This is a genomic window from Pseudomonas sp. DCA-1 (assembly GCF_046523955.1).
GTDB lineage: Bacteria > Pseudomonadota > Gammaproteobacteria > Pseudomonadales > Pseudomonadaceae > Aquipseudomonas > Aquipseudomonas putida_Y.
Window position 1 is genome coordinate 792,348 of record NZ_CP169881.1, and the last position, 14,348, is coordinate 806,695.

The 14,348-nt window shown below is 63.0% G+C and carries 10 protein-coding genes; 1 reads left to right on the forward strand and 9 read right to left on the reverse strand.

Going from position 1 to position 14,348, the window contains the following annotated elements; translation table 11 throughout:
- Positions 1-15: 15 nt before the first annotated feature.
- The 8 genes from ACE4QZ_RS03885 to ACE4QZ_RS03920 all read right to left on the reverse strand — a co-directional run bounded on the left by ACE4QZ_RS03885 (position 16) and on the right by ACE4QZ_RS03920 (position 11,389).
- Complete coding sequence (locus tag ACE4QZ_RS03885) at positions 16-2,802, reverse strand: dermonecrotic toxin domain-containing protein (RefSeq protein ID WP_103443365.1); 2,787 nt, start codon at positions 2,800-2,802, stop codon at positions 16-18.
- 66 nt (positions 2,803-2,868) lie between these two features.
- A complete protein-coding gene (locus ACE4QZ_RS03890; protein ID WP_011953272.1) occupies positions 2,869-3,054 on the reverse strand; it encodes a hypothetical protein in 186 nt (61 codons plus the stop codon).
- Positions 3,051-4,163, reverse strand: coding sequence for a PepSY-associated TM helix domain-containing protein (locus ACE4QZ_RS03895; protein ID WP_103463392.1), 1,113 nt, complete (start codon positions 4,161-4,163; stop codon positions 3,051-3,053). The genes ACE4QZ_RS03890 and ACE4QZ_RS03895 overlap by 4 nt, the downstream gene beginning before the upstream one ends.
- Before the next feature lie 56 nt (positions 4,164-4,219).
- On the reverse strand, positions 4,220-6,652 hold the full coding sequence (locus tag ACE4QZ_RS03900; protein ID WP_103463391.1) for a TonB-dependent siderophore receptor: 2,433 nt from the start codon (positions 6,650-6,652) through the stop codon (positions 4,220-4,222).
- A gap of 251 nt (positions 6,653-6,903) precedes the next feature.
- Positions 6,904-7,860 carry a FecR family protein gene (locus ACE4QZ_RS03905; RefSeq protein WP_279934883.1) on the reverse strand — a complete coding sequence of 319 codons (957 nt, stop codon included), beginning with the start codon at positions 7,858-7,860 and terminating at the stop codon, positions 6,904-6,906.
- Complete coding sequence (locus ACE4QZ_RS03910; RefSeq protein WP_010951704.1) at positions 7,857-8,375, reverse strand: RNA polymerase sigma factor; 519 nt, start codon at positions 8,373-8,375, stop codon at positions 7,857-7,859. The genes ACE4QZ_RS03905 and ACE4QZ_RS03910 overlap by 4 nt, the downstream gene beginning before the upstream one ends.
- Positions 8,376-8,744: 369 nt before the next feature.
- A complete protein-coding gene (locus tag ACE4QZ_RS03915; RefSeq protein WP_021782676.1) occupies positions 8,745-9,455 on the reverse strand; it encodes a PolC-type DNA polymerase III in 711 nt (236 codons plus the stop codon).
- Positions 9,452-11,389, reverse strand: coding sequence for a putative nucleotidyltransferase substrate binding domain-containing protein (locus ACE4QZ_RS03920; protein ID WP_021782677.1), 1,938 nt, complete (start codon positions 11,387-11,389; stop codon positions 9,452-9,454). Before ACE4QZ_RS03920 ends, ACE4QZ_RS03915 begins: the two co-directional genes overlap by 4 nt.
- A gap of 116 nt (positions 11,390-11,505) precedes the next feature.
- On the opposite strand from ACE4QZ_RS03920, the gene ACE4QZ_RS03925 reads away from it, so the two are divergent.
- A complete protein-coding gene (locus tag ACE4QZ_RS03925) occupies positions 11,506-12,051 on the forward strand; it encodes a response regulator (protein WP_021782678.1) in 546 nt (181 codons plus the stop codon).
- Positions 12,052-12,096: 45 nt separating this feature from the next.
- Here the strand turns inward: ACE4QZ_RS03925 and ACE4QZ_RS03930 are convergent, their stop codons facing one another.
- Positions 12,097-14,274 carry a malate synthase G gene (locus ACE4QZ_RS03930; protein WP_021782679.1) on the reverse strand — a complete coding sequence of 726 codons (2,178 nt, stop codon included), beginning with the start codon at positions 14,272-14,274 and terminating at the stop codon, positions 12,097-12,099.
- Between the last annotated feature and the right edge of the window lie 74 nt (positions 14,275-14,348).

Sequence of the window (14,348 nt, forward strand, 5' to 3'; positions counted from 1 at the left end):
CGCCGGTTCCGGCTGTCAGTGGGCCGGCGGTGGTTGATCTGGCAGTGTCAGCCAGTCACTGCTGCGCCCTGCCTGGCGAACGCGTATCAGCCACTGGCCGTTTTCGTGGCGCAGCACCGCCCACGGCACCACACCGGCGTTGCTGGCAACGGCAATCTGCAAGTGGTAATGATCCGGCAGCAAGTGGCGGCGCACAGGCAACTGCCCGTCCTTGAGCGCAAGGTACAGCTGATCGTCAGCCTGAAAAAGCCCTTGTTCGGTGTTTACCGGCAGGCCGGCCACAGGCGTTTGTAGATAGCAGTCCTGCAGTAATTGCTTCAGGTCGGGCAGCCCGTCGTACCAGAGCACCGGTGAGTCGATGACCCACTGCCCGTCGGCTTTGCGCTTGAGCGGTTGCTGCAGATAGGCATCTGGCTGGTCAGGGTCAATGGCTCGCCAGCGGTAGCCGTCGAAGCTGACCCGGTAATAGCGGTTGTCGTTGTCCTTGACGAAGTACAGCGATTGCCCACCAAACGCCGAGCTTTGCTCGTAGACACCTTCACCGTAGATACCGTCTATGCGATAGCGCAGGCTGCTGCTGCCCGGTTGTACCTGGAGGCGTGCGGGCAGCGGCAGTGGCGGTTGTTTGGGGATCCCGCGCAGGGATCGGCGTAGCACTCTGGAACCCAGAAAGCTGGTACCGGCATCGTTGAGGTGGCTAAGCGCCTGATAGGCATGCCGCATCACCCCTTCGACATCCTCTTGCTTGAAGGCCTCGGCGCCGTCCCAGATATCGATTGCCATGCGGCCGATCGACAGCACCAGCAGCGCACGGTTCGGCAGCAGCAGGCTGATGAAGTCCAGCAAGCGCCAGCTCAACGCCATGACCGACTCCGCATTCACTTCGCTGGTCGTCATGCTGTCGGCATCGGCCTGGGCGATCAGCGCCCGGGCCTCGGCCATGTAGTAGTCGAAGAAAAGGTCGTCTTTGACCTCGGGCGTGGTCAAATGCGTGCTCAGGCGCCCCTTGTCCAGCAACCGCTGCACCGTGGCGGCAGGCAGCAATGGCAGGCGCTGGGCTACGTATGCTCTCAACGTGGGCTGTTGGCGCAATGTGCGAAGCAGTTCGCGGGTCGTGCGAAACCGGCGCCAGGCCCTGCGGTCCGGGGCATCCGGGGTGTACAGCACGCATGCCGGAGACTTGTAAGGGATGCTGTTGAGCAGAAGCACGCCCTGCAAGGTATGACCCATGATGTTCAGCTGCCGAACAGTGACCGGGTAGCCTGCTACCGGCGCGCGCAAGGCATTGTGTGGTTGGTCCAGCACTGCGCGCACCCAGTTGTAACCATGTTCGAAAGGGTCTTCGCCAAAGTGCCCGGCGTAGCGCGCCTTGACTGCTTCAGCGTGCATGCGTGCACGGTTGACCTTGCTGTGCGCAGTCAGGCGCCATTTGCCCGCTCTGGAACTGATCAGTTGGGTGTGCAGGTACTTTGCGTAGCTGTCACCCACGTTCAGTTCCCGGACCATGTGCTTGACATACTGCGGCGTGAGCCCGGCGGGCATGGCTTTGTCGTGGGCGTGGATCACCCGGGCAGTCAGCCAGTAGTCGGTGTCGAACCACGGCAAGTTCTTGAGGGCGATCTCTTCGAGCGTGTTGATTTCCTCGACCATTTCCACCATCTCGTGGCCCACGCGTCGCATGCCTACATAGGTGACATAGGACGAGAGGGCGAAGGGATGCATGATGGCGCCCGTGCGGCGGGCGCGCACGACGATGATTTTGATCTCGCGAGGATCTGTGTCGTACCCCAGGTCATGGCTCAGGCGCTCGCGAAGGCGTGCGTTGGCCCAGGCCAGCAGGCTATTGCGTTGTTTGAAGTCGTTAAGGCTCAGTACTCCCGGGGCAGCAGCCTGCTCGGCGATTGCTACCAGCGTTTGCATTGCCTGCATCATATGGCTCAGGCCTTGCGCAGGTGTATTGCGCAGCCAGTTGGGCAGGTTCTTCTCAAGCAATTGGGAGTAGCGTGTTTGCAGGATGGGTTTGGCGCCGACTTCGTGCCATAGCGCCAGGGCTTTATGTATTCGGGTGTGCTGGTCGGGTGAGTCGTTGCTCCACAAGCCGGTGTCACTCAGGCGTTGGCGTTGGGCTTCTACAACGCTGTCGATCTGGGCCTCCAGCAGGCTGTCGGCGTACCAGTCATAGCGCAGGCGCTGCGACCGGCGAGCGCGGTCCGCCTGCGTGTCAGTGTACAGATGCAGCAGCGGTCTGCTCTGGAGTGGGTCTTCCAGACGCTCGCAAAGCTCCAGGTGCAGTGCGGCAAGGGAGTCGAAGGCCTCGATGCCTTGTGACAGGCTGCACAGCAAGGCAGCGCCTGCGGCATCCTGAGGCGTGAGCATAGGGCCTTCGGTGGTACCGGCAACGATGATCAGTGTGCCTGGCAGGTAGCTGCGCCAGTTGGGCCTTATGCCTTCCAGCAGCACGCGATACACCTGTGGCCTGCTGGCCAGTGGAAGATGCCTGCGCTGCGAGGGTAGCGGTTGTTCCAGGCAGGCCCGCAGTTGCTCGGCCGACCCGTTGGCCAAGGTCTGGTCGCCCAGGCGCAACTCAACCTCGGCCAGCATCAGCGCCTTGCGCAGTGCCAGCAGTTTTTGTCTGGGGGTTTCGCCTTGCTCATCGGCCGTGGTCCAGAAGCTGGCCAGTTCGCCGTGCAGCCAGGTGCGCGTGTCGGGGTTGATGGGGTGTTGAAGGTCGAGGGTCGGGAAGCCGTCGAGCAGGTCACCGATCTGTCGGTCGATCTGTTCCAGTTGTTCGAGGGGGCGCATGGGGCGGATCCTTGGTTGAGGAAACCCCATGCTTGGCAATAGCTGCGGTTGCGTGGTGGTAGCGGGCTAGCGCCCCCGACGCCAGAGCAGCCCGCGCAGGCTCAGCAGGGCCGGCAGGCCCAGGCCGGCCCATGCCAGAACGTCCCAGCCACCGTCGCCGAGCAGCGCAGCGAACAGGCCCAGGAAGCCAAGCAGGGCAATCAACGCTGGCCAGGCGAAGAGGCGTGCAGTGGCTTGCGACCTGTGGCTCATGCGCGCGCCTCCCTGGGTTTGCGCAGCTTGCCCCACCACAGGTAGAGGCCGCTACCGAGCACGATGATTGTCAGCACGTCCAGTAACGCCCAGAGGATCTGCATCGGTCGCCCGCCGTAATCGCCGAAATGCAGTGGCTGCGACAGGCCCATGGCATCCATGTACCAGGGACGGTCGCCTACCGCAGTCACTGCAAGGGTGCGAGCATCGATCAGTACCGGCGTGAACAGGTGCGAACTCAGGTGGGTGGCACCGTTCATGAACACCGCATAGTGGTGCTCGCTGGAGAAACGCGTGCCAGGAAACGCGATGAAGTCCGGGCGCATGCCCGGTGCGGCCTGTTCGGCAATGTCCAGCAGGCGAGTGGCTGGGGCGCGCTCGACGAGCGGCGGGGCGTCGCGGTAGGGGGCAACCATCGCAGCCAGGCTGTCGTTGCGCCAGGCCGCGATGACCAGGTCGGACAGGGCGCTGATTACCCCGGTCACGCTCACCGTCAATGCCCAGGCCAGGGTGACCACGCCGATCAGATTGTGCAGGTCGAGCCAGCGCAGGCGGCGGGATTTTTTGTGGCGTACGGTGCCGAATTCCAGGCGGCGCATGAATGGCGCATAGAGCACGGTGCCGGAGACAATCGCGACAATGAACAATACGCCCATGAAGGCCATCAGCAGCTTGCCCGGCAAGCCTGCGAACATGTCCACATGCAGGCGCAGCATCACCATCATGAAACCGCCGTTGGCGGCCGGCATGGCCACCGCCTCGCCGGTGCGAGCATCGAGCATGAAGGTGTGCGACAGGTTGGGGTCGGTGCCGGCGGTGGCGGCGGTAATGGCGACCACGCCGTTGGGTTCGTCTTCATCGTAGCCGAAGTACTGCATGACCTCGCCGGGGCGATGTTGTTCGGCCTTGAGCACCAGTTGCTGCAGGTCGAGGTGCGGGGTGCCTGCCGGCATTTCACGCAGTTCGGGGGCGTCGCCTAGCAGGTGTTCGAGTTCGTGGTGGAAGATCAGCGGCAGGCCGGTGACTGCCAGCAACAGCAGAAACAGGGTACAGACCAGGCTGCTCCAGGTGTGGATCAAGGACCAGCGGCGGATGGTGGGGCTTTTCATCACGGTACCGATTGTTGTCGGTTGGAACCCGGGGCCGCAAGGCGGCCCCAGCTCACTCAGAACTTGTAAGTGGCGCTGGCGACAACGCTGCGCTCATCGCCGTAGTAGCAGTAGTACGCGTCACAAGTAGAGAGGTAATCCTTGTTCAGCAGGTTGGTGGCGGTGACCGCTACCGACGCGCCCTTCAGGCTGCCGTTCAGGCGACCCAGGTCGTAATGCACCGACCCGTCGAAGACGGTGTAGGCCTTGGCCTTGCCCAGGTAGGTATTGCCTTGGTCGCCGTAGGTATTACCGGTATAACGCGCGCCCAGGCCGATGCCGAAGCCGTCGAGCACGCCCGAGTGCCAGGTATAGTCGCCCCAGATGGACGCTTGCTGGTTAGGCATCAGTTGCAGGCGGTTACCTTTGAAATCGCCATCCTGCACCTCGGACTTGGCCAGGGTGTAGGCGGCAATCACCTTCAGGTTGTCGGTCACATCGGAAACCGCTTCCAGCTCAAGGCCGCGGACTTTCACTTCACCGGTCTGGCTGGTGATGGTCACACCACCGACCGTGTTGGTGACCGAGACATTTTTCTGAGTCAGGTCGTACACGGCTGCCGACAACAGGGTGTTGGACCCCGGCGGCTGATACTTCACGCCCAGCTCCCACTGTTTGCCTTCGGTGGGCTTGAACGAGTCCGAGGCCGACACACTGGCATTGCTGGACGGCTGGAAAGACTCGGCATAGGACAGGTACGGCACGAAGCCCGAGTCGAACACGTAGCTGATGGCTGCGTTGCCGCTGAACTTTTTGTCCCGCTGGGTATTGGTGGCATCGCCCTGGTTGAAGAACTTGGTGCCGGTATGCACCCAGTCTTCACGACCGCCCAGGGTCAGGCGCCAGTTACCAAGCGCCATCTGGTCCTGCACGTACAGGCCGGTCTGACGGGTTTTCTGGTTGTAGTCATAAAACGCGGTCGAGCGATCCGGGCGAGTGATCGGCAGCCCGTAGACCGGGTTGTTGACGTTGCTGTCCGGCACGTTGAAGTCGAAGATCGACAGGTAGTTGGTGTTGATGCGCTGGTGGTCCAGGCCGATCAACAGCGTGTGGTCGATGTCCCCGGTAGCGAAGTCCGCCTGGAAGTTGTTGTCCACCGCAAACTGGCTGATGTCTTCATCAGTGTTGGTGGACATGCGGCTGACAGTGCCATCGTCCTGCACCGGCGGCGAGCTCTTGTTGTAACTGCCAGGGGTGATGGTCTGGAACGACAGGTCCGACTTGGTGTAGCGCAGGTTCTGGCGGAACTGCCAGACGTCATTGATGCGGTGTTCGAAGGCGTAACCCAGCGCGTAGTACGTGCGGTCGTAGAACTCGTAATCCGGGTCACCCAGGTTCTTGTGGTGTGAGATCTTGCCGAATGGCATGTCGATCTTGGTGCCCTGGATGGGCCGGAACTGGCTGGTGGCACCGGTATCGTCACGGGTGAACTGGGTGAGGAAGGTCAGCGTCGTGTCTTCGTCAATGTTCCAGGTCAGGCTTGGGGCGATGTTGTAGCGCTTGTTGTCGATGTGGTCAATCTGGGTGCCACTGTCACGGATAACGCCGCTGACGCCATAGAGAAAGCGACCTTCATCGTCGATCTTGCCGGTGCTGGCGAAGTTGATCTGGCGATGGTTGTCGCTGCCGTATTGAAGCTCGATTTCGTGAGCGCTTTCGGCTTGCGGACGGCGGCTGACCATGTCCAGCAGGCCACCAGGTGGGGTCTGGCCGTAGATCGAAGAGGCCGGGCCGCGCAGCAGGGCGAGGCGGTCGAGGTTCCAGGTTTCGGCTTTCGGGTTGGCATACACGCCGCGTGGCAGCGGCAGCCCATCCAGGAACTGTGTTGGCTCGAAGCCGCGCACGCGCATCCAGTCATAGCGCGTATCGCTGCCGAAGCTGGCGGAGACGATACCTGGCATGTAACGCACTGCATCATCCAGGCTGTGTACACCGCGGTCTTTCATTTGCTCGCGGGTGGCGACAGAGATGGAGCGGGGGACTTCCACAAGTGCCGTGTCAGTCTTGGTGCCAGCAGCGGTGCGTGAAGCCACGTAGCCTTCAACCGGGCCCCAGGCGCTTTCGCTGGCGCTGGTGGCATTGACTGTGGTTTCCGGCAAGGCCAGGGTGCCATCCGGCACGGCCACCAGGCTGTAGCTGCCCGCACTGCTTTGCTGCAACTGCAGGCCGGTACCGCTCAGGGCGGCTTGCAGGGCGCCCAGGCCGTCGTATTGGCCGCTGACCGGGGCCGAGGTACGGCCGCTGACCAGTGCCGGGTCGATGGCCAAGGCAATGCTGGCCTGGCTGGCGATCTGGTTGAGAGTGGTGGCCAGTGGCGCGCTTGGCAGATTGTAGGCGCGCGACGTGGATTGCTCGGCGGCGAACAAGGCAGGGCTGGTCAGCGGGGCAGCCAGGCCGATGGCCAGGGCCACCAGGCTGGGGCGCAGGATATGATCAACGGCACGGGACATGCGGCGGTTCCTCGACGGGTAAGTGCTTGCTGCTTCCTTGCCGAGCGAGATCTGAAAAGTGACAGGGTGAATCTGAAAAATATTGAGAATTATTTAAAAGAGGTTTTGCCAGCACCGCCCACTTCGCGGGTGAACCCGCTCCTACGACCACCCCGATGTGTGTCCACCACCGCGCAGGAGCGGGTTTACCCGCGAATACGGTGGCGGCGGCAGCGGTGAACGGCTGGTGGAGATTGGCCAGCAGGCCCGGCCTATTTGGAAGTGACGTTCACCCACCACTGGGTATGCCGCTCGATCTTCACCGGCAACGCCGGCACCAGCGAGGCGAGCGCCAGGTCGGTGTTGGTCAGCGGGAAGCTACCGGTGACGCGCAGGTCGGCGACCTTGGCATCCACCCCGAGGTAGCCGCTACGGTACTGGCCCAATGTGGCGAGCAGGTCGGCCAGGCGTACGTTGTCGACCACCAGCATGCCGCGGGTCCAGGCATCGGCACCGGCGGGCACCGTGCCAACCTGGCCGAGGCCGTTGGCGTTCATCAACACTTGCTGGCCTTCGTGCAGCACCTGTTCGTCGCCGCTGTCATGCGGCATGGCGGCGACCGAGGCTTGCAGCACTTCCAGGCGCGTACCGCCGACTTCGCGGCGCACCAGGAAGCGCGTGCCCAGTGGCCGCAAGCGACCGTCTTCAGTGCGGACCAGCAGCGGGCGTGGGTCCTGGTGGCCGGTTTCGACCGAGATTTCGCCCTGGTGCAGCACGATCACCCGTTGTGCGCCGGCATAGTCGATGTCCACGGCGGTGTGGGTGTTCAGGCTGAGCAGTGTGCCGTCTTCCAGGCGCAAGGTACGCAATTCACCCGTGGCGGTGCGCTGGTCGGCCAGCCAGTAGCTGGGTGCCAGTGACGGCGCGCCGACCCATGCCAGCAGCGCCCCGAGCAGAAACGTGCCGGCCAGCCCGCCGCCAACCTTGCCAATGCGCCGCCGCAGGCTGGCGCGCGATTGCAGCAGCGCCTGGCGTGCCGGGCCAGCCGCCGCGCTAACGCGCTGTTCCATGGCGCCGAGCTGGCGCCAGGCACGCGCGTGCTCTTCGCTGGCGGCATGCCAGCGCATGAATTCATTGCGTTCATCAGGCGTGCCGCTGCTGTCGCCGAGGCTGAGTTTCCAGGCAATCGCGGCTTCCAGAACCCGAGACGAAACTGGGACGTTGCTCACGTCGGCTCCCCGTACAGGGCTACGTAGCACTGGCGCATGCCTTGGGCGATGTACTGGCGCACCCGTGATACCGAAACACCAAGGCGCTCGGCAATCTCGGCATGGCCCATGCCGTCCAGACGGCTGTGCAGAAACGCCGCGCGAGCCTTGCTCGACAGCTTGCCGAGCAGGCGGTCGATGGCTTTGAGATCTTCAAGGATCAGATGCTGCATTTCTGGCGAGGGCTGTTCGGCTTCAGGGATCAATGCCAGCTCGGCCAGGTAGGCTTGTTCCAGCGCGGCGCGGCGGAAGTGGTCGAACATCAGCCCTTTGGCCACGGCGGCCAGAAACGCGCGGGGTTCGCGGGGTGTGTCCAGTTGCTCACGACCGAGCAGGCGCACGAAGGTGTCCTGGCTCAGGTCTTCAGCACGTTGGCGGCAGGCCATGCTGCGTTGCAGCCAGGCGAGCAGCCAGCCGCGGTGGTCGCGGTACAGCGCACCGACCAGATCGGCGTGTGGGCTCTGTGCAGAAGACAAGCAGCGTCCCCCCGGAACGAATGCATTAACTAACGATAATTATTCGCGATTGTGGCAGAGGGGAGAGGGTGGTGCAATGGACGCTTATCGGATTGCCATCATGGGGCTTGGTTTGAGTTGTGTGGCGCCAGTGAGATCCAGCGCCGCCCGCGCGGCGCGCATCGCGAGCTGCGCTCGCTCCTACGTTTGTTTCGGGCCAGTAACGCCTGTGCCAGGCGCGCGCGATCGCCTTGTTCGTACGACGCGATATCGAGCCATGCGCCAAAGCGTTCGCGTGCAGATCCCACAGGAATGATTGGCCCGAAACAAACGTAGGAGCGAGCGCAGCTCGCGATGCGCGCCGCGCGGGCGGCGCTGCACATCCCGCCTCTACAAACCGTGATTCTGCATCTTGCGCCGTCGCCACCCGCGCAACCGTTGCTCCAGCTGCAGCGGGCTGTCCAACTGCTGGCGTCTGGCCTGGCTGAACAGGATCAGCGCCAGTTCTGCGGTCACCTGGGCATCGGCGCTGGCGTGGTGGCGCTCTTCAACCTGCAAGCCAAACCGCGCTACCCAGTCATCCAGCCCGGCCTCGCGCAGCACTGTGTCGGGGTTGAGCATCGGCGCCAGTTCGGCAATATCGAGGAACGGCGACTGCAAGCGGTAACCCAGGCTCTCCTTCAGCGCACGCGCCAGCATGCGCTGGTCGAATGGCGCGTGAAACGCCAGCACCGGGCTGTCGCCAATGAAATCGAGCAAATCCAGCAGGGCCTCGGCCGGGTCGCAACCGGCAGCCAGGGCGCTAGGGCCCAAGCCGTGGATCAGTACGCTGGCGTTGGTCTTCTGCAAAGGCCGGTGCAGCGTGCGTTCGAACTGCTGGGCAAAGTCGATGGCACCGTCTTCGATGGCCACCGCCCCGATCGACAGCACCTGATCACGGTTGGGGTTGAGCCCGCTGGTCTCCAGGTCCAGCACCACCCAGCGCTGCTCGCGCAGGGTACATACCCCCAGCGGCACGGGCTTGGGCAATCGGGCCAGGCGCTGGCGTGTGGTGTGGTCCAGTTCGGGCGCGCTGGGGCGCAGCCAGGTAAACAGGCTCACAACTGGTACCGCAAGGCCAGGCTGCTTTGCAAGCGTTGGGCCTGGCGCAGGGACTCGCGCAGGATGCGGCGGTCAAGGTGGTTGAGGCTGTCCGGGTCGACCCGGTTGGAATAGGGCAGGTTGTCGCGTATCTGGCGCTGGTGCTGCTGCATGCGGGTTTGCTGGATGAAGTGGTAGGCCTCTTCATAGGCGGCGCCGTCCAATGGCTCGATCACGCCCTTGGCCACCAGTTGGCGCAGGCGCTCCAAGGTATTGCAGGCACCTATGCCATTGGCCAGGGCCAGCAAACGGGCACCATCGACGAAGGGCGTCAGCCCCTGGACCTTGAGGTCGAGGGTCGCCGCCTTGTCGTTGCCCTGGCGTGTCAGCACGAACTCGCGCAACCGTCCCACCGGAGGGCGTTGGCGCAGGGCGTTGTCAGCCATCATGCGCTGGAAGATGCGGTTGTCGGCTACCTGTGCCAGCAGGCCTTGGCGCAGTTGCTCGCAACCTTGCTCGTCACCCCACACCACCCGCAGGTCGAAGTAGATGCTCGAACCCAGCAGGTTCTCCGGGCTGGCTTCGCGAACAAACCCGGCAAAGCGCCGCGCCCACTCGCTGCGCGACAGGCACAGTTCGGGGTTGCCGGCCATGACGTTACCCATGCACAGGGTGAAACCGCACTGGGCCAGGCACTGGTTGATGTATTGCGCCAGCGGCAACAGGCGAGCGCGGATGGCGTCGGCCTCGGCGCTGTCGACCGCTTCGAAGAGGATGCCGTTGTCCTGGTCGGTGTGCAGGGTCTGCTCGCGTCGCCCCTCGCTGCCAAAGCACAGCCAGCTGAATGGCACGCCCGGGTCGCCACGTTCGGCCAGGGCCAGTTCGATGACCCGGCACACGGTATGGTCGTTGAGCAAGGTAATGATCTGGGTGATCTGCGTCGACGATGCGCCATGGGCCAGCATGCGTTCCACCAGCTGGCTGATTTCACCGCGCAGCGAGACCAGCGTATCCAGGCGTGGCGCATGGCGTATGGTGCGCGCCAGGTGAACCAGATCGACCCGTTGCAGTGAGAACAGGTCGCGCTCGGATACCACCCCGCACAGGCGTCCGTTTTCTACCAGACATACATGGGCAATATGCCGCTCGGTCATGGCCATGGCGGCATCGAAGGCACTGGCCTGGGGTGGGAGGTAGAACGGTTTGGCTGTCATGTGCCGGTCGATGGCGGCGCCCAGGTCGGCATCTGTTGCTGCCACCACCTGGCGCAGGTCGCGCAAGGTGAAAATACCGATGGGGTAGCGTTGCGGGTCGACCACCACGATGCTGCCCACCTGCTGCTCGTGCATCAGCCGCACGGCTTCGCGCAGGGGCGTATCGGCGCTGCACACCACCGGGTGACGCATGGCCAGTTCACCCAGGGGGGTGTTCAGCGAGTACTGGGTACCGAGGGTTTCCACAGCGCGCTGGCGTACTTGCTGATTGACCTGATCAAGCAGGCTGCTGACACCGCGCAGGGCAAAATCCCGAAACACTTCAGACATCGAGAACACGCGGATGAATGCGGCCTTGTTCAGTTGCAGGCAGAAGGTGTCTTCACCGGCCAGGTGCTCGGTGCGGGTTGCCCGCTCACCCAGCAGGGCTGCCAGCGGGAAGCACTCGCCGCTGGTGATCTCGAACGTGGTCTCGACACCCGGTTTGGCCAGATGCTGGCGCTCGCCAACCACGCGGCCCTGCTTGACGATGTAGAAGTGCTCGACCGGCCCGTCAGCAGGTTTGACGATGCTTTCACCGCAGGCGTAGAAGCGCAGCTGGCACTGCTCGACCAAGAAGGCCAGGTGGCTGTGCTCCATCTGGTTGAACGGCGGAAAGCGCTGCAGGAACTGCAATGTGCCCTGGATGTTTTGCAGTACTGCCGTCTTGCCCGCCTGGCTGTAGGCGTCCTTTTTACTCATGAAACTGACCGTATCGCTATGCCGAACTATATATATCTATATATAGGTACCGGCCATGTTGTTCTCTGCCTCCATGGTCGGCTTGCGGCGAGGTGGTGCCCATTGGACGTAAGTCTATGAGCGCCCCTGTCAGAGACCCGACGAAAGGAGAAACGGGTTACGCAAGTACTGCGGTCCTAATGCTGAAGCGGAATTATTTTGACGAGACAAGCATGCCCGAGCACACCGACATCCTGAGCGACGCCGAGCGCGAGGCCTTGGCCGTGATAAACCAGAGTGCGCCTGTGGCTGCCAGGCCGTTGGTGCTTGTGGTGGATGACAACGCGGTTAACCGGGAGGCGCTGATTCTGTACCTGAAAAGCCGGGGCATCGATGCGGTTGGGGCGGATGGGGCCGAGGAAGCCAGGTTGTACCTGCACTACCAGAAGCGTATCGGGTTGATGATTACCGATTTGCGCATGCAGCCTGAAAGTGGGCTGGACTTGATCAGGACAATTCGCGCGTCGGAGCGGGCGGCGTTGTCGATCATTGTGGTGTCGGGCGACACCGATGTGGAAGAAGCAGTGGATGTGATGCACCTGGGCGTGGTGGATTTCCTGCTCAAGCCGGTGGATTTGGGCAAGCTGTTGGAGCTGGTGAAGAGAGAATTGAAAATGGATTGATGCGCAGTGGGGGCCGCAAAACGGCCCCCTTGGCGCAGATGTAACTTACAACCCGTTACGTGCCTTGAACTCGCGGCGACGGCGGTGCAGTACCGGCTCGGTATAACCGTTCGGCTGCTTGCCACCTTCCACCACCAGCTCCACTGCCGCCTGGAACGCCACGTTGTCGTCGAAGTTCGGCGCCATCGGACGGTACAGGGCGTCGCCAGCGTTCTGCTGATCGACCACCACGGCCATGCGCTTGAGGCTTTCCAGCACCTGTTCCTGGCTGACCACGCCGTGGCGCAGCCAGTTGGCCAGCAGCTGGGCGGAGATGCGCAGGGTGGCACGGTCTTCCATCAGGCCGACGTTGTTGATGTCCGGCACCTTCGAGCAACCCACGCCCTGGTCGATCCAGCGCACCACGTAGCCGAGGATGCCCTGGGCGTTGTTGTCCAGCTCGTTGCGGATCTCTTCGGCCGACCAGTTGGTGTCCGCAGCCAGCGGAATGGCCAGAATGTCGTCCACCGACGCCGGGGTACGTGAGGCCAGTTCACGCTGGCGCGCCTGTACGTCCACCTTGTGGTAGTGCAGGGCGTGCAGGGTGGCGGCAGTTGGCGACGGCACCCAGGCGGTGTTGGCACCGGCCAGCGGGTGGGCGATCTTCTGCTCGAGCATGGCTGCCATCAGGTCAGGCATGGCCCACATGCCTTTGCCGATCTGCGCCCGGCCTTGCAGGCCGGTGGCCAGGCCAACGTCGACGTTGTTGTTTTCGTAGGCGCCGATCCACTTCTCGTTCTTCATGGCACCTTTGCGCACCACGGCGCCGGCTTCCATCGAGGTGTGGATTTCATCGCCAGTGCGGTCAAGGAAACCGGTGTTGATGAACGCCACGCGCTCGGCGGCTGCCTTGATGCAGGACTTGAGGTTGACCGTGGTACGGCGCTCCTCGTCCATGATGCCGACCTTGACGGTGTTGCGCGGCATGCCCAGCAAGTCTTCGACCTGGCTGAAGATCTCTGCGGCGAAGGCCACTTCCTCAGGGCCGTGCATCTTCGGCTTGACGATGTACACGCTGCCGCTGCGGGTATTCTTGCGGGTGGTGTTGCCTTTGAGGTTGTGCAGGGCGATCAGGTTGGTGAACAGCCCGTCCTGGATACCTTCGGGGATTTCGTTGCCTTGGGCATCGAGGATCGCCGGGTTGGTCATCAGGTGGCCAACGTTGCGCACGAACAGCAACGAACGACCGTGCAGGGTCACGCTGCCGCCGTTAGGCGCCGCGTACTCACGGTCCGGGTTCATGGTGCGGGTGAAGGTTTTGCCACCCTTGCTCACGCTTTCGGCCAGGTCGCCTTTCATCAGGCCCAGCCAGTTGCGGTAGACGATGACCTTGTCGTCAGCGTCTACGGCTGCAACCGAGTCTTCGCAGTCCATGATGGTGGTCAGTGCCGATTCCATCAGGATGTCTTTGACACCAGCGGCGTCGGTGCTGCCGACCGGGGTGCTGGCATCGACCTGGATTTCGAAGTGCAGGCCGTTGTGCTTGAGCAGCACGGCAGTGGGTGCCGCGGCGTCGCCGTGGAAGCCGATAAGTTGCGCATCGTCGCGCAGGCCAGTGTTGCTGCCGCCTTTCAGGGCAACAACCAGTTTGCCGCCTTCGATACGGTAGCCCGTGGAGTCAACGTGCGAGCCGGCTGCCAGTGGCGCGGCTTCGTCGAGGAAGGCGCGGGCGAAGGCGATGACCTTGTCGCCGCGCACCTTGTTGTAACCCTGGCCTTTTTCGGCACCGCCTTCATCGCTGATGGCGTCGGTGCCGTACAGGGCGTCGTACAGCGAACCCCAGCGAGCGTTGGCGGCGTTCAGGGCGAAGCGGGCGTTCATCACCGGCACGACCAGTTGTGGGCCGGCCATGTGGGCGATTTCTTCGTCCACGTTCTGGGTGGTGGCCTGGAAATCGTCGGCTTGTGGCAGCAGGTAGCCGATTTCCTGGAGGAATGCTTTGTAGGCTACGGCGTCGTGGGCCTGGCCTTTGCGTGCCTGGTGCCAGGCGTCGATCTTGGCTTGCAGCTCGTCGCGCTTGGCGAGCAGGGCTTTGTTCTTTGGAGCGAGGTCATTGATGATCTTCTCTGCACCCGCCCAGAACTGCTCGGCGACGATGCCGGTCCCGGGGATGGCTTCGTTGTTCACGAAGTCGTACAGGACCTTGGCGACCTGAAGGCCACCGACTTGAACGTATCCAGTCATTGCTTGCCTCACTCTGCTCAGCTATTTCGCTCTTCTGTATTAAGCCTGTAGCGCTTCTCTAAACACGGCACCAG